Source organism: Flavobacteriales bacterium (genome assembly GCA_016699575.1).
In the GTDB taxonomy this organism is placed as follows: domain Bacteria; phylum Bacteroidota; class Bacteroidia; order Flavobacteriales_F; family PHOS-HE28; genus PHOS-HE28.
In genome coordinates this window covers 3,823,964-3,843,202 of the sequence record CP064979.1, presented here as the reverse complement: position 1 = coordinate 3,843,202, position 19,239 = coordinate 3,823,964, and the positions used below count along the sequence as shown (strand labels likewise).

At 62.1% G+C, this 19,239-nt stretch carries 22 protein-coding genes; 16 read left to right on the top strand and 6 right to left on the bottom strand.

What is annotated here, in order from left to right:
- Position 1: 1 nt before the first annotated feature.
- Genes IPJ76_16025 through IPJ76_16005 form a run of 5 tightly spaced genes read left to right on the top strand, consistent with a single transcriptional unit; the run spans position 2 to position 3,177 of the window.
- Positions 2 to 1,321 (top strand): prolipoprotein diacylglyceryl transferase, encoded by a 1,320-nt coding sequence (locus IPJ76_16025; protein ID QQR86091.1) that lies wholly within the window; start codon positions 2 to 4, stop codon positions 1,319 to 1,321.
- A complete protein-coding gene (locus tag IPJ76_16020) occupies positions 1,296 to 2,093 on the top strand; it encodes an inositol monophosphatase (GenBank protein ID QQR86090.1) in 798 nt (265 codons plus the stop codon). Before IPJ76_16025 ends, IPJ76_16020 begins: the two co-directional genes overlap by 26 nt.
- Positions 2,094 to 2,118: 25 nt before the next feature.
- Positions 2,119 to 2,331 carry a hypothetical protein gene (locus IPJ76_16015; protein ID QQR86089.1) on the top strand — a complete coding sequence of 71 codons (213 nt, stop codon included), beginning with the start codon at positions 2,119 to 2,121 and terminating at the stop codon, positions 2,329 to 2,331.
- A gap of 13 nt (positions 2,332 to 2,344) precedes the next feature.
- Positions 2,345 to 2,671, top strand: coding sequence for a DUF4406 domain-containing protein (locus IPJ76_16010; GenBank protein ID QQR86088.1), 327 nt, complete (start codon positions 2,345 to 2,347; stop codon positions 2,669 to 2,671).
- A complete protein-coding gene (locus IPJ76_16005; protein ID QQR86087.1) occupies positions 2,668 to 3,177 on the top strand; it encodes a GNAT family N-acetyltransferase in 510 nt (169 codons plus the stop codon). The genes IPJ76_16010 and IPJ76_16005 overlap by 4 nt, the downstream gene beginning before the upstream one ends.
- Here the strand turns inward: IPJ76_16005 and IPJ76_16000 are convergent.
- Both IPJ76_16000 and IPJ76_15995 read right to left on the bottom strand, forming a co-directional pair.
- Positions 3,174 to 3,605: an OsmC family protein gene (locus tag IPJ76_16000; GenBank protein ID QQR88484.1), complete on the bottom strand. Its 432-nt coding sequence runs from the start codon at positions 3,603 to 3,605 to the stop codon at positions 3,174 to 3,176. The two genes, IPJ76_16005 and IPJ76_16000, sit on opposite strands and share 4 nt — an antisense overlap.
- 26 nt (positions 3,606 to 3,631) lie before the next feature.
- Positions 3,632 to 4,279, bottom strand: coding sequence for an NAD(P)-binding domain-containing protein (locus tag IPJ76_15995; GenBank protein ID QQR86086.1), 648 nt, complete (start codon positions 4,277 to 4,279; stop codon positions 3,632 to 3,634).
- 88 nt (positions 4,280 to 4,367) lie between these two features.
- Between IPJ76_15995 and IPJ76_15990 the strand changes: the two genes are divergently transcribed.
- The 3 genes from IPJ76_15990 to IPJ76_15980 all read left to right on the top strand — a co-directional run bounded on the left by IPJ76_15990 (position 4,368) and on the right by IPJ76_15980 (position 7,144).
- Positions 4,368 to 4,880: a hypothetical protein gene (locus tag IPJ76_15990; GenBank protein QQR86085.1), complete on the top strand. Its 513-nt coding sequence runs from the start codon at positions 4,368 to 4,370 to the stop codon at positions 4,878 to 4,880.
- 173 nt (positions 4,881 to 5,053) lie between these two features.
- The gene (gene ggt, locus IPJ76_15985) at positions 5,054 to 6,640 is read left to right on the top strand and encodes a gamma-glutamyltransferase (protein QQR88483.1); all 1,587 of its coding nucleotides are present in this window, start codon (positions 5,054 to 5,056) and stop codon (positions 6,638 to 6,640) included.
- Positions 6,641 to 6,643: 3 nt separating this feature from the next.
- The gene (locus IPJ76_15980; GenBank protein QQR86084.1) at positions 6,644 to 7,144 is read left to right on the top strand and encodes a DUF1905 domain-containing protein; all 501 of its coding nucleotides are present in this window, start codon (positions 6,644 to 6,646) and stop codon (positions 7,142 to 7,144) included.
- Positions 7,145 to 7,148: 4 nt separating this feature from the next.
- Here the strand turns inward: IPJ76_15980 and IPJ76_15975 are convergent, their stop codons facing one another.
- Positions 7,149 to 7,592, bottom strand: coding sequence for a DUF1801 domain-containing protein (locus IPJ76_15975; protein ID QQR86083.1), 444 nt, complete (start codon positions 7,590 to 7,592; stop codon positions 7,149 to 7,151).
- Positions 7,593 to 7,781: 189 nt separating this feature from the next.
- On the opposite strand from IPJ76_15975, the gene IPJ76_15970 reads away from it, so the two are divergent.
- The 8 genes from IPJ76_15970 to IPJ76_15935 all read left to right on the top strand — a co-directional run bounded on the left by IPJ76_15970 (position 7,782) and on the right by IPJ76_15935 (position 17,926).
- Positions 7,782 to 9,098, top strand: a complete 1,317-nt coding sequence (locus IPJ76_15970; GenBank protein QQR88482.1) for a sigma-54-dependent Fis family transcriptional regulator — start codon at positions 7,782 to 7,784, stop codon at positions 9,096 to 9,098.
- Positions 9,099 to 9,358: 260 nt separating this feature from the next.
- A complete protein-coding gene (locus IPJ76_15965; GenBank protein ID QQR88481.1) occupies positions 9,359 to 9,439 on the top strand; it encodes a potassium-transporting ATPase subunit F in 81 nt (26 codons plus the stop codon).
- A 44-nt stretch (positions 9,440 to 9,483) separates the two neighbouring features.
- Complete coding sequence (kdpA, locus tag IPJ76_15960) at positions 9,484 to 11,235, top strand: potassium-transporting ATPase subunit KdpA (GenBank protein ID QQR86082.1); 1,752 nt, start codon at positions 9,484 to 9,486, stop codon at positions 11,233 to 11,235.
- Positions 11,236 to 11,298: 63 nt separating this feature from the next.
- A complete protein-coding gene (kdpB, locus tag IPJ76_15955) occupies positions 11,299 to 13,332 on the top strand; it encodes a potassium-transporting ATPase subunit KdpB (protein ID QQR86081.1) in 2,034 nt (677 codons plus the stop codon).
- 91 nt (positions 13,333 to 13,423) lie between these two features.
- Complete coding sequence (locus IPJ76_15950) at positions 13,424 to 13,993, top strand: K(+)-transporting ATPase subunit C (protein ID QQR86080.1); 570 nt, start codon at positions 13,424 to 13,426, stop codon at positions 13,991 to 13,993.
- Positions 13,990 to 15,063 (top strand): porin, encoded by a 1,074-nt coding sequence (locus IPJ76_15945; protein QQR86079.1) that lies wholly within the window; start codon positions 13,990 to 13,992, stop codon positions 15,061 to 15,063. Before IPJ76_15950 ends, IPJ76_15945 begins: the two co-directional genes overlap by 4 nt.
- A gap of 71 nt (positions 15,064 to 15,134) precedes the next feature.
- On the top strand, positions 15,135 to 16,232 hold the full coding sequence (locus tag IPJ76_15940) for a sensor protein KdpD (GenBank protein ID QQR86078.1): 1,098 nt from the start codon (positions 15,135 to 15,137) through the stop codon (positions 16,230 to 16,232).
- Complete coding sequence (locus IPJ76_15935; protein QQR86077.1) at positions 16,229 to 17,926, top strand: HAMP domain-containing protein; 1,698 nt, start codon at positions 16,229 to 16,231, stop codon at positions 17,924 to 17,926. Before IPJ76_15940 ends, IPJ76_15935 begins: the two co-directional genes overlap by 4 nt.
- 110 nt (positions 17,927 to 18,036) lie before the next feature.
- Here IPJ76_15935 and IPJ76_15930 read toward each other — a convergent pair whose 3' ends face one another.
- The 3 genes from IPJ76_15930 to IPJ76_15920 all read right to left on the bottom strand — a co-directional run bounded on the left by IPJ76_15930 (position 18,037) and on the right by IPJ76_15920 (position 19,104).
- Positions 18,037 to 18,333 (bottom strand): hypothetical protein, encoded by a 297-nt coding sequence (locus IPJ76_15930; protein QQR86076.1) that lies wholly within the window; start codon positions 18,331 to 18,333, stop codon positions 18,037 to 18,039.
- A 112-nt stretch (positions 18,334 to 18,445) separates the two neighbouring features.
- On the bottom strand, positions 18,446 to 18,922 hold the full coding sequence (locus IPJ76_15925) for a hypothetical protein (GenBank protein ID QQR86075.1): 477 nt from the start codon (positions 18,920 to 18,922) through the stop codon (positions 18,446 to 18,448).
- A complete protein-coding gene (locus IPJ76_15920; protein ID QQR88480.1) occupies positions 18,919 to 19,104 on the bottom strand; it encodes a general stress protein CsbD in 186 nt (61 codons plus the stop codon). The genes IPJ76_15925 and IPJ76_15920 overlap by 4 nt, the downstream gene beginning before the upstream one ends.
- Positions 19,105 to 19,239 lie beyond the last annotated feature (135 nt).

Below are 19,239 nucleotides of genomic sequence, written 5' to 3'. Positions count from 1 at the left end.
GATGTACCCGACACTTTACCACGCGCTCTACGACCTCACCGGCATCGAATGGTGCTTCCTGAAGTTCCTCAACAGCTTCGGGTTCTTCGTGGCCCTGGCGTTCGTGGCGGCCAGTTGGACGCTCACGGTGGAGATCAAGCGGCGCGGAAAGCTGGGGCAGTACCAGAGCACCAAAGCGAAGACGCTGGTCGGTGGTGCACCCAGCACAGGTGATCTGGTGAGCACGGGCATCATGGGTTTCGTTCTCGGCTGGAAGGGCTGGCCCATTCTGCTCGACTCGTGCAAAGTGACCGACGACGCGCCGGGCTTCCTGCTCAGCTTACAAGGGAACTGGTTCGTGGGCTTCGCGATGGCCGCACTGATGGTGGGCTATTCGTGGTGGCGTGGGCGTGGCAAAGGCGCGCCGAAGGAGGAAGAAGTGGAGGTACACCCCTACCAGTTGGTGGGCCGCATCACCATTACGGCAGCGCTGTGGGGCATGATCGGCGCGAAGGTGTTCCATTGGCTGGAGAGCCCGGAGGACTTCATCAGCTTCGTGAAGCAACCCAGCGCCGAAGGCTTCATCACAGGCTTGACCATGTACGGCGGTCTGCTCGTGGCGGGCTTTATGGTCATCAGGTTCTTCCGCAAACACAACATGCCCGTGTTGCCGAGCATGGACAGTGCGGCACCCGGCCTGATGCTCGCCTACGCCATCGGGCGCATCGGATGCCAAGTGAGCGGCGATGGTGATTGGGGCATCATCAACAGCGCCTACGTCAGCGTGGGCAACGGCACCATCACTGATGCTATGCCCGGCGAGATCGATGAGCGGATCCGCATGAACGCACCCTATTACGAGCGTCATTTCGGTTCACTCGATAAGGTGCCGATGGCCGCGTTCAAAGCGCCGTCCTTCCTGCCGACGTGGATGGTGGCCTACTCCTACCCGAACAACGTGAACGGCGTGGGCGGTAACATGATCATTGGCGGCACCTGCTTCGCGGACCATGATGCCGATGGCCGTTTCAAGTACTGTAGTTTCCTCGACCCTCCCGTCTACCCTACCCCGCTCTATGAGACGCTCATCTGCGGCCTTTTCTTCGTGGTGCTTTGGTTGGTGCGGAAGCGGATGAACATTCCGGGCACTCTGTTCTGCCTCTACCTGATGTTGAACGGCTTCGAGCGGTTCTGGATAGAAAAGATCCGTGTGAACGCGCCATGGCTCGGCGACATCACCCAGGCCGAAGTCATATCGACGGTGTTGTTCCTCGTTGGGCTTGCCGGATGGATCTGGTTGTCACGCAACGCCAAGCATGAACGAGCTGCATCTGCTCACTGAACAAGTCGCGGCGCTGTGCGGCCAAGTGGCGGAGTTCATCCGCACGGAAAGCGCGCGTTTCACGGAGGCCAGCGTGGAGAGCAAGAGCCTCAACAACCTGGTGAGCTACGTGGACAAGGGCGCCGAGCAACGCCTTGTGGAAGGCCTCGGAAAGTTGCTTCCGGAAGCGGGGTTCATCGCCGAGGAAGGAACCGGCACGCGTAGGAACGGCGCCAACTGGATCATCGACCCGCTGGACGGCACCACCAATTTCGTGCACGGCATCCCGTGCTATTGCATCAGCGTTGGCCTGCACGATGGCGAGCGCATGGCGGTGGGCGTGGTCCTGGAAGTGACGCGGAATGAATCCTTCACAGCGTGGCACGGCGGTGGTGCATTCCTCAATGGTTCTCCCATCCGCGTTTCGGCGCGCAACACACTGCAGGAGAGCCTGCTGGCCACCGGCTTCCCGTACGATGATTTCGGGCGCGAAGCGCAGTATATGCAGTTGCTGCGCGAGTTGATGCACGGTAGCCGTGGTATACGGCGCCTGGGCAGCGCGGCTGCGGACCTTGCTTATGTGGCTTGCGGGCGTTTCGAGGCGTTCTACGAGTACGGGCTGAATCCTTGGGACGTGGCTGCTGGCGCACTGTTGGTGGAAGAGGCTGGTGGACAGGTCACGGACTTCCGCAGCGGTGACGACTGGCTCTTCGGCGAAGAGATCGTGGCCAGCAACGGTGCCATCCATGGCGGGTTGATCGGGCCGATCGGCAAGTTCTTCGGGCGGAGGTGAACACGGGCGCGCGCATCTTCGCGCCATGAAACCACCACCGAAGTGGAAGACCGCGGTGCTGATCTGGGTGGCCATCTATCCGAGCATCACGCTGCTCTCCATGCTGTTCGGCCCGCAGCTGCAGCGCATTGCGCTACCCATGCGCACGCTCATCATGACCGCTCTCCTGGTGCCGCTCATGGTCTTCGTGCTGTTGCCGGCACTGAACAAGCTCTTCAAGCCTTGGCTGCATCGATGAAGCCCCAGCAACCATGATCATCGGCATCGCAGGCCCCTACTCCGCTCCCACCGCCGAACAGCGCCAGGCCAACCTGGACGCACTCAACGCAGCAGCCGCGCACCTGTTGGAACTGGGACACGTGCCTGTGATCGGTATGAACGCCGCGTTGCCCGTCCTGGAACACGCCGATGTTGCCGATCGCTACAAGGCCGTCATGGACATCTCCCTTGCCGTCATCGGTGCCTGCGATGCGCTGTTGTTGATCGGTGAAAGTCCAGGCGCCAACAAGGAACGCGACCTCATCCGTTCGCAACGCAAACCCGTGTACATGCGGATCGAAGACGTGCCCGCCCCATGACCGCCGCCGCCGCCAACCGCTTGACGTTGCGCGCGCTCGAGGAGCGTGATGCGGAGAACATCTTCCTGCTCAACAACGACCCGGAAGTGTTGAAGTACGTGCACGACGAGCCGTTCCGCGATGTTGGCGCCGCACGGAATTGGATCGCTGATATCGCGAGGCAGTTGCCGCACGGCATCGGCCGGTGGGCCATCGAAACTGTTGATGGCACCTGGGTCGGTCGCTGCAGCCTGCGTCGCCTGTCGGACGGCACGGTGCTGATGGGCTACCGCCTCTTGCGCGAACACTGGCGCAGAGGCTATGCAAGCGAGGCCGTCCGCCTGATGCTCGACCAAGCGTTCAGCGTCCACGAGCTGCCTTTCGTCGCCTCCAAAGTGGCACGCGAGAACATCGCAAGCCAACGCGTCGTTGCCAAGAACGGCGGCGTGTTCTGGAAGGAAGATGCCTGCGGCCACTTCAGCGATGCGCTGGTGTACCGCTTCAGCAACCCCTCGGTAACGGGCTAAACCAGCGCCGCCGACAACGTGATCGGCACGCTCATGAGCTTGCTGATCGGGCAGTTCGCCTTGGCGTCTTCGGTGCACACCGTGAACTTCTCCGTGTCAATTCCGGGCACCTTCGCCTTCAGGTCGAGGTGTATGCCGACCACGAGCATGGCTTCGCCCACTTTGTCCATCGTCACGATGGATGTGCATTCCAGCTTCTCCGGTGTGAAACCATGGTTGCCGAGCACGAAGCTCAGCTTCATGGTGAAACAGCTCGCATGCGCAGCCGCGATAAGTTCCTCGGGGTTGGTGCCTGCCTTGCCATCCTCGCTCACGAAACGGGTCAGGAACGAATGCGGGGTGTTGCTGAGCACGCCGCTGGTGGTGGTCACCTGGCCAGAGCCTTCCTTACCTGAACCGCTCCATGTGGCGGTTGCTTTCCTGTTGATGGGCATATCTATAGGGGTGTTGTTGGTTACTTCTTCAAGAGCTTGAACGCGTGCGTCCACTGGTTGCGGGCAAAACCGGGGATGCACCAGAGCATGCACAGGGGTTCGATGGCGCGCGCACCTTCCACGCCGCCCATGTCCTCCGTTTCCCAGCCGAACTGGGTGAGGATGAGGCCGACCTCGTGTTTGGCGTCGGCATCGTTACCGCAGATGAACATGGTCGGCTTCACACCGCCGAAATCGGGGTTCACCATGAAAGCATTGCCCACACTGTTGAAGGCCTTCACGAAGTGGGCCTTGGGGTTGGCTTTCTGGAGCTGCTCCATCAGGCTCTCCTCCAGCGTCGTGAAGTACTTCAGCACGCCGTTCTCGGGCGGCGCATCGGCGATCGGGTTGGTGGTATCGATGACCGTTTTGCCCGCGAGGTCGGCTGCATCGCAAAGACGGATGGCCGCTTCGGCAGCCGTGCCCTTGCTGGCCAGCACAATGATGTCGGCCCATGCCCCTACTTCCTTGTGGCTGCCCACACCGCCACCGGGATTGCGGTCCAGCCAGTCGGCCACCTTGTCCGGTTGGCGCGTGGCGATCTTCACTTGGTAACCGTGCTTGAGGAAACCGCTGGCAAGCACTTGGCCTACCATACCGGTTCCGAGAACGCCGATCTTCTTGCTCATGTCCTTGGTGTTGAGGGGTGCAAAGTTGGCACGCCTGCACCAAGTCCGGCGCTTCCTGGTTTCCTTTCGCCGTTCATCCCCCCGATCCATGCAACGCATCCTGCTTCCCGTTCTTGGCTTCGGCCTTCTCGCTATGGCTTGCCAACAACCAACACCGATCGAGAAAGCCGCTCCGGAGTTCTCCGCTGCCAGCGTAAAAGCCGTATTGGACAGCATGAACAAAACGTACGACGGCCGGTTCCGCGACAGTACCACGGCCTATTTCGCCGCGCGCTACACCAACGATGCCTGCGTCTTCGCGCCGAACATGGCACGCGTGTGCGGCATCGACGCCATAACGAAGTTCTATTGGTGGAACGGCGACAGCCAGACCACGACGCTCGACATCAAAGGCGAGGAAGTGAGCGGCACGGCCACGGAAGTCACTGAAGTGGGCAACTACCGCGTGATAGACGACGAAGGCACCCAGCTCGATGCGGGCAAGTTCATCGCCATCTACCGCAACGATGGTGGTGCATGGAAGGTGCACCGCGAGATCTGGAACTCGGACATCGCTTTGCCAGAGCCCGGTGCACCGGCCGAAGCATCCGCGCAGCCCTGAGATCCAGTCCTCCTCCCGGGACCTCATTCTTGATCGGCAGCTACCTTCATGCAATGAAGTTGTCAGCCTGCCTCACAACGGTTCTTCTTTCCGCTGCGTTCGTTGCGTGCGGACCGGCACCGCATGCGATCTCCGACGGGGCTGAGGAGCTCGGCGTGGTGGCTGATAGCGCCATGGTGGTAAGCGCCCACCCACTGGCGACCGCTGTTGGTGTGGAAGTGCTTCGTGCAGGCGGCAATGCGATAGACGCGGCCGTTGCGGTGCACTGGGCGCTGGCAGTGGTTGCACCTTGGGCAGGCAACATCGGTGGAGGTGGTTTTGCGGTGATCAGGCTGAACGATGGGCGCGCACTTTCGCTCGACTTCCGCGAGACCGCACCGGCCGCAGCGACGCGGGACATGTTCCTGGACACCGCCGGAAAACCCATGCCGATGGCCAGCCGGTTCGGCCACCGTTCCGCAGGTGTCCCCGGGAGCGTTGCAGGTCTGTTCGCCTTGCACGACAGTTTGGGGAGCCTTCCCATGGAACGGCTCATCCAACCAGCCATCGACCTGGCCGCGCACGGATGCGCACTGACGCCTTTGGAAGCCCGGGAATTGAACGACGTGCTGGCCTCCATGGACCGTTACTGCACGCGGCCGAACGCCTTCACTAGCCGCACTGCATGGTCGGCCGGCGAGATCTTCCATCAACCCGAGTTGGCACGCACCCTGGAACGGATCAGGGATGAAGGTCGGAACGGATTCTACGGTGGGACCACAGCGCAATTGATACTGGACGAAATGCGGCGCGGGAAAGGCATCATTGCCGTGACGGACCTTGCCGCATATCAGCCGGTGTGGCGCCCCGTTGTCGAAGGAACGTACCGCAACTTGGGGATCATCAGCATGGCCCCTCCTTCCAGTGGTGGTGTGCTGCTGGTGCAACTGCTCAATGCGATGGAGCCCGTGGATGTGACCGCCACCGGTTGGCAGCACCCAAGCACGGTTCACCGCATGATCGAAGCTGAGCGAAGGGCATATGCCGACAGGGCCAAGCTGCTGGGCGACCCGGGATTTGTTGATGTGCCGTTGGACCTACTGCTCGACAAGTCCTACACCGAACACCGCATGAAGGACTTCGATGAAGCGCGCGCAACGCCCAATGTGCGCATCGCATCCGGTGAACCAGTGTTGGAACCCGAGCACACGACGCACTTCTCCATCATCGATGCGCATGGCAACGCCGTGTCGTGCACCACCACGCTCAACAGCTGGTACGGTTCAGCGGTCGTTGTAGGCGGTGCCGGCTTCGTGCTGAACAACGAGATGGACGACTTCAGCATCGCGCCCGGTACACCCAACGCTTATGGTCTGATAGGCGGCGACGCCAACGCGATCGAACCCGGCAAGCGGATGCTATCGTCCATGGCACCCACCATCGTTACCAGGGACGGCGAACTCTTCATGGTGATCGGCACGCCGGGCGGGGCGACCATCCCGACATCGGTCTTCCAAGTCGTGCTGAACTTGGTGGACCACGGCATGAGCATGCAGGAAGCCGTGGAGGCGCCACGCTTCCACAGCCAATGGCTCCCGGATTCCGTGTTCATCGAGGCCGGCGCGATCGCGGCTGCCGACAGTCTCCAACTGGTATCGATGGGCCATGTCTTCAAGGTGCGCAAGCCGATCGGCCGGGTGGATGCGATCCGCGTGCTGGCCGATGGACGACTGGAAGGTGGTGCCGACCCACGCGGGGACGATACTGCAGGAGGCTACTGAACCATGGTGCGATCCACCCTCTCCCCTGCGTTCAAGGCGCATATCGCCATCATCGGCATCAATCCGTACGTGCTGCTTCCGGAATCGACGTTGGCGCAGCTCTTCGCACAAGCGGGCAAGGACAAAGGGCCGATCCCTGTTCACGGCACGATCGATGGACATGCCTTCATCCAAACGCTGGTGAAGTATGCCGGTGCCTGGCGGCTCTACCTGAACGGGCCCATGCTGAAGGCAGCCAAGAGGGGCGTCGGCGACACGGTGCGCATCCGCATTGCGTTCGACCCGCGCGATCGATCGATCCCCATGCCACCGGCCCTGGAAGCGGCACTGAAGGAAAACAACAAGGCCCGTAAGGTGTTCGACGCGCTATCGCCTTCGCGCCGCAAGGAGATCATGCGTTACATCGGCCATTTGAAGAGCGAGGAAGCGATCAGGAAGAACGTGGCGCGTGCGATCGGATTCCTCGAGGGCCGGGAGCGTTTTGCTGGGCGCGACAAACCCTGACGGCTCAGCGCAGTCCGGTCCCCTGCTCACGGTCCCGCACCACGGCCTGTTCCAGCAACTGCCCGAGCATCCGCTCATCGGTGCGCGTGAACTCCTGCAGATCGCGCCAGTACACCTGTTTGCGCGTGCCGCGCTCCAAATAGCCCGAGGGATCGCTGAGCGCATCAGCGTGCGAGAAGCCGAACCGAACACCATCGTAGGTCTTCTTACCTCCCCAGAGCACCGAAGCGGGCCAGAGAAAACAAACATCACGGCGCTGCTTGTACGCGAGGATGTTGAACGAGAGGCGCTCGTGCAACTGTGGTGCTTCGCTGATGACGAACTCGCGCAAGCGTTCAAGCAAGGCGCGCTCATCGGTCGGCAGGAAGTCCAGGAGTTCCCGGGCGGAGGCGAAGCGCAAACCACCGGCAAGGATGGTGGAGGGTTTACCAGCTGTCTTGGCGGGCATGTCGCGAAGTTGCACGGACCGGGCGTTGGTCGCACCGCCGTTCATTGGCCTTTTCACTGTCGAAGCTACGCCCAGGAAATACCCCGTTCATGCATGGCCCGATCCAGTTGTTCCACGCGAACAGCATTGTGGCGCCGAACATGCACGGTCGTCACGGGAGCGTACGCGTAAGTTTGTCACGTGTCCGCCGTGCATCAACTCCTCATCATCGACGATGAACCGCAGTTGGGCCGCATGCTGCAACGGCTGTTTGTGGGTGAAGGCTATGCGGTGAGCCTCGCTGCCACCGGCGCCCAAGCCATGCAACGCTTGAAGGCCCAGCGTTTCCATGTGGTGCTTTGCGATGTGAAGCTGCCCGATGCGAACGGCGTGGAGTTGACCAAAGCGATCAAGAGCCAGCAGCCCGACGCGGAGGTGATCGTGTTCACCGCCTTCGGAACGATCCACGATGCCGTGCAGGCCGTGCAGAACGGTGCCGTCCATTACCTGGTGAAGGGCGACGACAATGACAAGCTGGTCCCCACGGTGAGCAAAGCCTTGGAGAAAGCCCTCGTGCAGCGCCATGTGGAAACCAGGCGCGATGATCCGTTCGAAGCGGTGACCGGTCGCACACCAGCGATACAGCAAGCGGTGGCCTTAGCGCGCAAAGTGGCCCCCACGGAAGCCACGGTGCTGGTCACTGGCGCGACGGGTACGGGCAAAGAAGTCTTCGCGCAGGCCATCCATGCGGCCAGTTCGCGCGGTAGCAGGTCGATGCTCGCGGTGAACTGCAGCGCTTTCAGCAACGAGTTGCTGGATAGCGAACTCTTCGGTCATGTGGCCGGGGCCTTCACCGGTGCCACCAAGGACAAGAAGGGCTTGATCGAAGCGGCGAAGGGCGGCACGCTCTTCCTGGACGAAGCGGGCGAGCTGAGTACAGCCATGCAGGCCAAGTTGTTGCGCGTGCTGGAGACCGGCGATTTCCTGCGCGTGGGTGACACCACGCCGCACAAGGCCGATGTGCGCATCATCGCTGCCACGCACCGCGACTTGCAGCGCGAGAGCACCGAGGGCCGCTTCCGGCAGGACCTTTACTACAGGCTCTCCGCCTTCATCATCCGACTACCCGACCTGGCCGAGCGCAAGGCGGACATCCCCTTGCTCGCACAGGTGTTCATCGAGCGCTTCGCGGCGAAGTTCAAGAAGCCGATCGCCGGCATGGCGGAGGATGTGAATACGAGGCTCCAAGCTTACGCCTGGCCCGGCCATGTGCGCGAGTTGCGCAACGTGATCGAACGCGCGTGCATCCTGTGCGAAGGCCCGCTGCTGGATCTGGCTTCGCTGCCGCTCGAACTGCAAGGGGAGCCCGAACAGAAGCTGGGATCGATCTACGAGCTGGAGCGCGTGGAGCAGGAGCACATCCGCCGGGTGCTGGCGCACACCGGAGGGAACAAGACCCTGGCCGCCGAGCTGCTGGGGATCGGCCTCACCACGCTGTATGCGAAGGTGAAGACGTACAGCCTCTGAGCCTTCCATTCCTGCATCCCACCCTTCCATTTCGGTAGGGTCCTCTTCAATTGCTCCGATCGCTGATCCACACTGAGCGCCAAGCCCTGTAAGGCTTCCACACAACAGTCCGTTCGCTGGCACCCTCTTCGCAAGGCCCGTGTTGCAAACAAACACGGCCATGGGCGACATCACCATCATCCTCTTCCTGCTGGCCGTCGGCCTGCTGTGCTTCGGGCTCTTCTTCAGAGCGACCAAATGGTTCGAAAACATCTGAGACCATGTTCACCGCCCTCCTCATCGTCTGCATCGCCGTGTTCGGCTACCTGCTGCACGTACTGCTGAAACCCGAGAAATACTGACGCTTCGACTGCGCTCAGCGTGACAACTCAATGGACCACGACCAATGAACACAGAACTGCTCGGCGTCATCGCCATGTACGGCCTCACGCTGGTGCTGGCTATCCCTCTGGGACGATACATCGCCCGCATCTACAAATGCGAGAAGCATTGGAGTGACTTCCTCCTTCCGCTGGAGCGCGCTATTTACCGCCTCGCCGGGGTTGACGCCACCAAGGAGATGACCTGGAAGCAGCACCTGAAGGCGCTGCTCACCATCAACCTCGTGTGGTTCGTCTACGGTTTCTTCGCATTGATCTTCCAGGACAAGCTGCCGTTGAACCCCGACGGGAACGCCGGGCAGACACCCGACCTGGCCTTTAACACGGTGATCAGCTTCGTGGTGAACTGCAACCTGCAGCACTACAGCGGCGAGAGCGGGCTCACCTACTTCACGCAGCTCTTCGTGGTGATGTTCTTCCAGTTCGTGAGCGCCGCCACGGGCATGGCCGCGCTGGCCGCCGTGTTCAAGGCGATGGCTCCAGGTGCCGGGGCGCATTGCTCCCCTCTCCTTGGGAGAGGGGCCGGGGGTGAGGCTCTCGGCAACTTCTGGATGCACTTCACCCGCAGCATCACGCGCATCCTCATGCCGCTGTCGCTGGTGGTGGCCTTCATCTTGGCGGTGCGTGGCACGCCCATGACCTTCGATGGCCGTAGTACGGTGACCACCCTGGAGGGCACGGAACAGCAGATCACGCAAGGTCCCGCCGCGGGCATGGTGGCCATAAAGCAGCTGGGCACCAACGGCGGTGGCTTCTTCGGCGTGAACAGCTCGCACCCGCTGGAGAACCCCGACTACCTCACCAACATGGTGGAGTCGATCGCCATACTGCTCATTCCCATCGCGCTGGTGTTCGCCTTCGGCTTCTACCTGAACAACCGCAGGCTATCATGGACGGTGTTCGGCGTGATGACGATGGGCTTCGCGCTCTTCGCCACGGGATCGATCCTGGCCGAACGCGCGGGCAACCCGTCGATCACCGCCATGGGCATTGAACAGCCGATGGGCAGCATGGAAGGCAAGGAGGTGCGCTTCGGTGCGGAGGCCTCGGCCTTCTGGGGCATCGCCACCACCGCCACCAGCAACGGCAGCGTGAACGCCATGCACGACAGCATGACCCCGCTGAGCGGTGCCCTGCAGATGCTGGACATGATGATCAACGCCTTCTACGGCGGCGTGGGCGTGGGCTTCCTCAACTACTACATCTTCATCATCATCGGTGTCTTCATCGCCGGGCTGATGGTGGGCCGCACACCCGAATTGCTCGGCCGGAAAGTCGAAGCGCGCGAAGTGAAGATCGCCACCTTGATCGCGCTGCTGCATCCTTTCCTCATCCTGGTGGCCACAGCGATCGCCAGCTATACGAACACGCATCATGGCGATGCGGCGTGGACCGTGCAACCCGCCAACTGGCTGAACAACCGCGGTGCGCACGGTTTCAGTGAAATGCTGTACGAGAACACCAGCGCGGCAGCGAACAACGGCAGCGGATTCGAGGGCCTCGGCGACAACAACTTCTTCTGGAACTTCCTCACCGGCCTGGTACTGATCCTTGGGCGTTACCTGCCGATCATCGGTCCGTTGGCCATCGCCGGCTTGCTGGCCGCGAAGAAAGTGGTGCCTGCCGGCGGCGGAACGCTGCGCACGGATACCGCCACCTTCGGCGCCCTCACGTTCGCCCTCATCTTCATCCTGGCCGCGCTCAGCTTCTTCCCCGCGCTGGCCCTCGGTCCTCTGGCCGAATACTTCAGCATGTGATCCATACGCCTTCGCGATGCCTCCGCAGAGCTACGGCACCTAATACGCGCTTCGGCGCATACAATGAGCAATAAAGCCACATCCCTCTTTCCCGCCGAGCTGGTGTGCGAAGCGTTCGCGCAGAGCTTCGTGAAGCTCTCGCCGCGCATCATGCTCCGCAATCCGGTGATGTTCACCGTGGAGATCGGCACCGCCATCATGCTGCTGGTGACGCTGTATACCGCGTTCAGCGGCGATGCATCGCAAGGTTCCTTCGGGTACAACCTCACCGTCCTCCTCATCCTCTTCCTCACCCTGCTCTTCGCCAACTTCGCCGAAGCCATCGCCGAAGCGCGCGGCAAGGCGCAGGCAGCATCACTGCGCAAATTGCGCGAGGACACACCGGCCAAGCTCAAGCTCAAGGACGGCAGCATCAAGTCCATCCGCAGCAGCGAACTGCGCATGGGTGATGTGTTCTTCTGCGAAGCGGGCGATACCATTCCCACCGATGGTGAGATCGTCCAGGGCCTGGCCACCATCGACGAGAGCGCCATCACGGGGGAGAGCGCGCCGGTGATCCGCGAGGCCGGTGGCGACCGTAGCAGTGTTACGGGCGGCACGCGCGTGTTGAGCGACCGGATCACCGTGGAAGTCACGGGCGAGCCGGGCACCAGCTTCCTGGACCGCATGATCGCCCTGGTGGAAGGTGCCAGTCGCCAGAAGACACCGAACGAGATCGCCCTCACCATCCTGCTCGCGGGCTTCACGCTCGTGTTCCTGATCGTGTGCGTGACGCTGAAGCCCTTCGCGGACTATGCGAACACGGCAATCACCATCGCCTCCTTCATCAGCCTCTTCGTGTGCCTGATCCCGACGACCATCGGCGGCCTGCTCAGCGCCATCGGCATCGCCGGCATGGACCGCGCCCTGCAAGCGAACGTGATCACCAAGAGCGGTCGTGCTGTCGAGACCGCCGGTGACGTGGACGTGCTGCTGCTGGACAAGACCGGCACCATCACCATCGGAAACCGGAAGGCCACCGCGTTCCATGTCGCGAACGGCGTGGACAAGGCGCACTTCATCAAGGCTTGCGCGCTCAGCTCCATGGCCGACGACACGCCCGAGGGCAAGAGCATCGTAGAGCTGGCAGGCACCGATGCGACGCGATCCATCTCGATGGAAGGCGCCGCGCTGATCAAGTTCACCGCGCAAACGCGTACCAGCGGCGTGGACTTCGGCACCGGCCTTCGCATACGCAAGGGCGCACAGGATGCCATCCGCAAGCTCACCGAGAGCGCGGGCAACAGCTTCCCGCAGGAAGTGGACGCCGAGGTGAAGCGCATCGCGCAGAATGGCGGGACCCCGCTCGTGGTGGCCGAGAATGAGAAGGTGATCGGGGCGATCGAGCTCCAGGACATCATCAAGCCGGGTATCCATGAACGCTTCGAGCGCCTGCGGAAGATGGGCGTGAAGACGGTGATGGTCACGGGCGACAACCCGCTCACGGCGAAGTACATCGCGGAGAAGGCCGGCGTCGACGACTTCATCGCCGAGGCCACGCCCGAGGACAAGATGGCCTACATCAAGAGGGAGCAGCAGGGCGGCAAGCTGGTCGCGATGATGGGCGATGGAACGAACGATGCACCAGCTCTGGCGCAAGCCGACGTGGGCGTGGCGATGAACAGCGGGACGCAAGCCGCCAAGGAGGCCGGCAACATGGTGGACCTGGACAACGACCCCACCAAGCTCATCGAAGTGGTGGAGATCGGCAAGCAACTGCTGATGACGCGCGGCACGCTCACCACCTTCAGCATCGCCAACGATGTCGCGAAATACTTCGCCATCGTACCCGCGCTCTTCATGGTGAGCATTCCCGCTCTCAGCGCGCTCAACATCATGCGGCTGCACAGTGCCGAGAGCGCGATCCTCAGCGCCGTGATCTTCAATGCGATCATCATCCCGATGCTCATCCCGCTGGCCCTGCGCGGCGTGAAGTACCGACCCATCGGGGCCAGCGCCATCCTGCGCCGCAACCTCTTGATCTACGGCCTCGGCGGCGTCATCGTGCCCTTCATCGGCATAAAACTGATCGATCTGTTGATCACGCCGTTCTTCTGAAAATGGATCTCACATTCTCCATTGCACCAGTCAGGTCGACCCAGTGGGTCGACGCTCCGGGTGCGATCCAATGACCTCACTGTAACCTGCCATGAAAACGAATCTGATCCATGCCTTGCGTATGACCGCTGTGATGCTGGTCCTCTGCTGCGGCATCTACACCCTCATCGTCTGGGGCTTCGCGAAGGTCGCGGCTCCGCAAGGCGGCCAGGCCGAACTGTTGAGCCGCGATGGCGAACCCATCGGCGCCGCTCTCGTGGGCCAGCTCTTCACGAGCGACGGCTATTTCCAGGGCCGACCCAGCGCGATCGACTACAATGCATCGGGCAGCAGCGGCAGCAACAAAGGCCCCAGCAATCCGGACTACCTAGCCACCGTGCAAGCACGGATCGACACCTTCCTGGTGCACAACCCGGGCGTGTCGAAGGGCGAGATCCCCAGCGAACTGGTCACGGCCAGCGGCAGCGGTCTGGATCCGCACCTCAGCGTGCAGGCCGCGCGCGTGCAGGCCGAACGCATCGCTGCTGCACGCGGCATGAGCGAATCGGCTGTCCATCAACTGATCGAACAGCATACCGACGGACCTTTGCTCGGCCTGTTCGGTACGACCACCATCAACGTACTTGAACTCAACCTGGCGCTCGACGCCGCAACCAAATGAAACGCCTGCTTTTCCTGCCCCTCGTGGGCATCGCCCTTGCCTCCAACGCGCAGAAGCTCGACAGCGCCGTTACCATCAGCGCCTATGCTGAGGTGTACTACAGCTACGACCTGGCCAACCCGGACAGCCACCTGCGACCGGGGTTCTTCTACAGCTTCAACCGGCACAACGAGGTGAACCTGAACCTCGGCATGGTGAAGCTCAACTACGCGAAGAACTACGTGCGCGGCAACATCGCACTGATGGCGGGCACCTACCCGCAGTACAACCTCGCCGCCGAGCCCGAACTGCTGCGCAGCGTGTTCGAAACGAATGCCGGTGTGAAACTGAGCAAGAAGAAAGAGCTATGGCTCGATGCGGGCATCATGCCAAGCCACATCGGCTTCGAGAGCGCCATCGGCAAGGACTGTTGGAACCTGACCCGCAGCCTGCTCGCGGACAACACACCGTATTACGAAGCCGGCGCGCGCTTGAGCTACACCAGCTCGAACGGGAAATGGTATGCGAGCGGTCTCTTGCTCAACGGTTGGCAGCGCATCGCGCGGGTGGATGGTAACAACACGCTCGCCTTCGGCACGCAACTCACGTACAAACCGAACAGCAACACCGTGATCAACTGGAGCACCTTCATTGGCAATGACAAGCCGGACAGTCTGAGCCAGATGCGCATCTTCAACAACCTGTACGCGCAGTTCCAGGTGACCGATCGCCTCGGGCTGATCCTGGGTTGTGATATCGGCACGGAAGAGGCGGCCAGCGGCGACAGTACGAACATGTTCATCACCCCGATCGTGATCCCGCGGTTCAAGATCAACGACCGTACCTACATCGCCGCTCGCTGGGAACTGTACCAGGACGAGGATGGCGTGATCATCGCCACGGGAACGCCCAACGGGTTCAATACCATGGGCTACTCACTGAACCTCGATCGCTGGATCGCGCCCAATGTATTGTGGCGTATCGAGGGCCGCATGCTCCAGGGCGAAGACAAGATCTTCATGGATGCGGACGGCGCAGCGACCACTGACAACGTTTTCTTCACGACCAGTCTTGCCATCGCATTGCCTTGATCGCCTCGGACGGCACCGATCCCCTGCTTCGGCCGACTTCCCAGCGGGGCCGGCTGAAGGTCTACATAGGCATGAGCGCCGGTGTGGGCAAGAGCTACCGTATGCTCGAGGAGGCGCATGACCTTCTAGCGAAAGGCGTGAACATCCAAGTGGGCTACATCGAGACCCACCTGCGGGCGGATACGCACGCTTTGCTTGAAGGACTGCCCGTGATCCCGCGTCGTGAAGTGTACTACAAGGGAAAGCGGCTGGAAGAGTTCGACCTGAACGCCACCCTGTTGCTGCATCCGGCCGTAGTGATCGTGGACGAACTGGCGCACACCAACGTACCCGGCAGCAAGCACGCAAAGCGCTACCAGGACGTGCTGGAGCTGCTCGAGAACGGCATCGACGTGATCACCGCCGTCAACATCCAGCACATCGAGAGCATCAACGCCGAGGTGGAGCGCATCACCGGTGTGACCATCACCGAACGAGTGCCGGACAAATTCCTGCAAAGAGCCGATGAGGTGGTGAACATCGACCTCACGGCCGATGAGTTGATCACGCGGCTGCGCGAGGGCAAGATCTACGACAAGGCGAAGGTGGAGACGGCCATGCGCAACTTCTTCCAGCCGGAGAAGATCCTGCAATTGCGAGAGCTGGCCCTGAAAGAGGTGGCGGGGCAAGTGGAGCGGAAAGTGGAGCAGGAAGTGGAGAAACCCAAGCAGCTGCGGCACGAGCACTTCCTCGCTTTGATAAGCAGCAACGCCGATGTGGCCCGCAAGATCATCCGCAAGACGGCGCGGCTGGCCAACTACTACCACAGCGATTGGAGCGTGCTCTACGTGCAGACGCCGAACGAGACCGTGGACCGGATACCGCTGGACAAACAGCGCCACCTGATCAACAATTTCAAGTTGGCCACGGAGCTGGGTGCCGAGGTGATCCAAGCCCAGGCCGCCGCACAGAAACAGGGCATCGGGTTCCTCCCGGCGAAGATCCTCAACTTGGAGCGCGCCGACATCACCGAAGCGATCCTGCAAGTGGTGAAGGACAAGCGCGTGACCACTTTGTGCATCGGCAAGCCGCACATCAGCATCTGGCAGGTGATGCTGCGCACCAATACCTTCAGCCGACTGCTGTCGGCGCTTTCGGACAACGACGTTGACCTGGTGATCCTGTCATGAAGACCAAGGTCCGGCTCACCCTGGCGCTCGGTGCCTTGGCACTGCTGGTCTTCGTCCTGGCCGCGGTGAGCTACGGCACCATCTGGTCGCTGCGCGGCGAGGGCCGGGGCCTGCTCCAGGCCAACTACACGAGCATCGAGTACATGCAGGGCATGGTCGCCGCCATCGACGGGCCCGATGGTGCGGCCGCCGACCGGCTTCGCGCACTGCTCGCGAAGCAGCAGGCCAACATCACCGAAGTGGGCGAGGACCAGGCCACCGCCGAGCTCGCACGTGCCGTTGACGCGTGGACGCAAACCGATGGCGACCCCGTTCCCACCGCTGTGCTGCGCCAACGGATCGCGCGCATCGTGGACCTGAACAAAGAGGCCATCGTGCGCAGGGTGGCGGCCGCGGAAAGCAAGGGCGATAACGCACTCGTCTGGATCGGCATCACGGGAACGTTCTGCGCGTTGATCGCGCTCTCCATGCTCTTCAGCATACCCGAGCACATCGCCGAGCCCATCCGCCGGCTCACCGAGGGGATCGATCGCGTGGCCGGGGGCGACTACCACGAGCGTGTGGAGCTCGATCGCAACGATGAGTTCGGGCACATGGCCGAACGGTTCAACGCCATGGCAAGCGAGCTGCAACGCTGGGAAAGCAGCAACCTCGCGCGCATCATGGACGAGAAAGCGCGTGCTGAAGCGGTGATCCAATCGTTGCAGGACGCGAGCATCGGCCTGGACGAACAGGGCAACGTGCTCTTCGCCAACCAGCAAGCGCTCGACCTGCTCGAAGTGGCCGCCAGCGACATTGTGGGGCGCACGGTGAGCGAGGCCTCCCGCGTGAACGACCTGTTGCGGGTGGTGCTCAGCGGCGAACGCCAAGGGCCCCTGAAGATCGTGAAGGACGGACGGGAGCAGTTCTTCACGCTCGAACATGTCCCGATCCAACGCTCGGACGAGCGCATGGGCACCGTGGCCGTGTTGCGCAACGTGACCCCGTTCGAGGAGAAGGACCGCGCCAAAACGCATTTCCTGGCCACCATCAGCCACGAACTGAAAACCCCGCTGGCCAGCACCGGTATCGGGCTTTCGCTCCTGGAGCGCCAGCAGGCCGACCGGCTCACCGCGGACCAGACGGCGATCATCGCCGACCTGCGCAAGGACCATCAGCGGCTCGTGCGCATCGTAAGCGAACTGCTGGACCTCGCGCAGGTGGAGACAGGTAACATCCGCGTGACCATCGCAGAGCATGCGCTGGGTCCGTTGATCGATGATGCCCTGGATGCGGTTCGCCGGCAGGGCGAACAAAAGGGCATCCGCTTCGCGCGCCCTGGCAGCACAACCGACCTCCGGATCAAGGTGGATGCAGCGAAGGCCGTATGGGTCATGGTGAATGTCCTGAACAATGCCGTGCGGCATTCACCGGATCACGGCCGCATCACCTTGGAGATCGTTCCGGAAGGTGACCAGGTATCGTTGTTGATCTCCGATCAGGGCCCAGGGATCCCGCAGAAGGACGCCGACCGGCTGTTCCTCCGGTATGCCCCCGGACCGGGCCCGGTGCACGGCACCGGGTTGGGGCTCGCCATCGCCAGGGAGTTCATGCTGGCCATGGGCGGCAACATCGTTCATCGACCTGCGAGCGGTGCCGGTGCCACGTTCATCCTCACGTTCGCGGCAGTGCCCGCCAGTGGAGATCGGCCGTAGGTGTTAACCGCCCCCGCCGCATACGGTCCGGGCCATCCGCCTTGTGCGGCCAGCCCGGGCGCACGGTGAATACGGCCCGTTCAGAGGGACGATTACGTTCCGCTCCGGTCCTACGCGGTAAGGAAAACCGTGATGCTGAAGCTCGGCCGATCGATGTCCTCCTCGCCCATGGCCGTAATGACCAGCTTTCCGAACGAACCGTCGAGCACGTTGTACACCGCGTACACTTGGAACTGATCGAAGAGGAAAGGCACTTTCATCTCTGCCGGTGAGCGCCCGGTGTATAGCTGGCGCATTTCCTGTGCGCGGAACCGGAGCTCTGTTTCGTTCTCCTCGAACGCTTCACGCAGCTCGCGGACGATGTGCGGGGCTTGCAGACTGAGGAGCTGTCTGGTGAGAGTGCTCAAGGTGCTTGGGGTTGCGGTTCGATCGTCCTGGATCCAGCAATTGCGCATTCCGCACTGGACGAACCTGTCGACCAGGGCTGCACGGAATGCCATGAAGCAGCCGCGATGATCATCAGGAAGCGAGGTGCGATCCGCTCATGGCGCGCCGCCAGCCGAATGGATCCATGGTCTGCGTACGGGGCACGCGTGCCATGTACATGAACGCGCGGAAGCGCTGGCCCATGCGGCCCCAGAACCGTGGGGCCGGCAGCGTCATCACGTCGTCCACGTTCGCCGTGGAGTTGTTCAGCAGGGTGTGGCGCACCACGATGAGCGGCGTGATGCCGACACCGCGCAATGGCGCAAGGGCCCGCTCGGCCTCGTGCACCAGGTCGGAGGGATGCAGTTCACGCTTGAACAGGCCGAACGCGCGCTGCTCGGCGGAGCACATGGCCACGGTATGGCCCACGTTGATGTTCTCCACGTGCACACGGATGTTCTTGCGCACGCAGCTCTCTGCATTGCGCGAGAGGTGGTTGAAGGCGTTGGCCTCGGCCTTGGTCATGGCCGTGGATGTGCGCGGACGGGGCAAGGGTGTTGAAGTGCTCATAATGCGTTGATGATGGTGGTGAGTTCAGCCTCGGTGAGGCCCAGCTTGGCTTGCAGGCGGGTGAGCAGATCACGCTCGCGGCCCACCACGAAGTGGAGGTCGGTCTCGGTGAGTTGGGTGAACTTGTTCTTGAGCTTGATCTTCTTGTGGCCCCACAGGTTCGGGGGAATGGTGAGCGATATGCGCGTGAACGTCCTGCTGTCTTCTTCCATGGTCGGGCTCTTGTGCGCATGCCGCTCCGGTCCTCTTTGCTCCCCGCTCCATGACAACCGCATGGCGGATGTCCGGAACGGACGGAGTACTGACCCGGTCGGTCG

Coding starts and splice junctions, on each gene's coding strand:
- IPJ76_15925 (QQR86075.1), bottom strand. CDS start 18,922: ATGAGCACTTCAACACCCTTGCCCCGTCCGCGCACATCCACGGCCATG.
- ggt (QQR88483.1), top strand. CDS start 5,054: ATGGTGGTAAGCGCCCACCCACTGGCGACCGCTGTTGGTGTGGAAGTG.
- kdpB (QQR86081.1), top strand. CDS start 11,299: ATGAGCAATAAAGCCACATCCCTCTTTCCCGCCGAGCTGGTGTGCGAA.
- IPJ76_15965 (QQR88481.1), top strand. CDS start 9,359: ATGTTCACCGCCCTCCTCATCGTCTGCATCGCCGTGTTCGGCTACCTG.
- IPJ76_16025 (QQR86091.1), top strand. CDS start 2: ATGTACCCGACACTTTACCACGCGCTCTACGACCTCACCGGCATCGAA.
- IPJ76_15975 (QQR86083.1), bottom strand. CDS start 7,592: ATGCCCGCCAAGACAGCTGGTAAACCCTCCACCATCCTTGCCGGTGGT.
- IPJ76_15945 (QQR86079.1), top strand. CDS start 13,990: ATGAAACGCCTGCTTTTCCTGCCCCTCGTGGGCATCGCCCTTGCCTCC.
- IPJ76_16010 (QQR86088.1), top strand. CDS start 2,345: ATGATCATCGGCATCGCAGGCCCCTACTCCGCTCCCACCGCCGAACAG.
- IPJ76_15980 (QQR86084.1), top strand. CDS start 6,644: ATGGTGCGATCCACCCTCTCCCCTGCGTTCAAGGCGCATATCGCCATC.
- kdpA (QQR86082.1), top strand. CDS start 9,484: ATGAACACAGAACTGCTCGGCGTCATCGCCATGTACGGCCTCACGCTG.
- IPJ76_15990 (QQR86085.1), top strand. CDS start 4,368: ATGCAACGCATCCTGCTTCCCGTTCTTGGCTTCGGCCTTCTCGCTATG.
- IPJ76_15935 (QQR86077.1), top strand. CDS start 16,229: ATGAAGACCAAGGTCCGGCTCACCCTGGCGCTCGGTGCCTTGGCACTG.
- IPJ76_15995 (QQR86086.1), bottom strand. CDS start 4,279: ATGAGCAAGAAGATCGGCGTTCTCGGAACCGGTATGGTAGGCCAAGTG.
- IPJ76_15940 (QQR86078.1), top strand. CDS start 15,135: ATGAGCGCCGGTGTGGGCAAGAGCTACCGTATGCTCGAGGAGGCGCAT.
- IPJ76_15950 (QQR86080.1), top strand. CDS start 13,424: ATGAAAACGAATCTGATCCATGCCTTGCGTATGACCGCTGTGATGCTG.
- IPJ76_16005 (QQR86087.1), top strand. CDS start 2,668: ATGACCGCCGCCGCCGCCAACCGCTTGACGTTGCGCGCGCTCGAGGAG.
- IPJ76_16020 (QQR86090.1), top strand. CDS start 1,296: ATGAACGAGCTGCATCTGCTCACTGAACAAGTCGCGGCGCTGTGCGGC.
- IPJ76_16015 (QQR86089.1), top strand. CDS start 2,119: ATGAAACCACCACCGAAGTGGAAGACCGCGGTGCTGATCTGGGTGGCC.